The following is a 348-nucleotide window of genomic DNA, read 5'->3' as shown; positions in this document are numbered from 1 at the left end:
GTGGGCGCGGACGATGGTGGAGTCAACGATCAGATATTCGAAGTCCGGATCATCCGCGAGCGCTTCGAACATACGTAGCCAGACCCCCTTGGCGCTCCACCGGCTGAAGCGCCGGAAGACGCTGTTCCATTCGCCAAACGCTTCGGGCAGATCACGCCACGGCGAACCGGTTCGCACGATCCATAACACGCCCTCGACAAACATCCGGTTGTCGCGGCCTGTCGAGCCGCGCTGGTCCGACCGACCGATGATCAAGCCGGAGATACGGTCCCATTGCGTGTCGTTCAGAACGAGCCGATCCAGAACCCCCAAGGCTTCCTCCTAAAAGAAAGCCTTGAATCACGTTCC

Annotated in this window: 1 protein-coding gene; it reads right to left on the bottom strand. The window is 60.1% G+C overall.

The genetic code is table 11. From position 1 onward, the window contains the following. On the bottom strand, positions 1–312 hold a 312-nt coding region (locus ACZXDY_RS46530), incomplete at its 3' end, for an IS5 family transposase (RefSeq protein WP_464350107.1). Between the last annotated feature and the right edge of the window lie 36 nt (positions 313–348).

Source organism: Bradyrhizobium sp. LeoB3 (assembly GCF_055456055.1).
The sequence above is the reverse complement of the archived record's forward strand: the minus strand, read 5'-3'. Positions and strand labels throughout refer to the sequence as shown.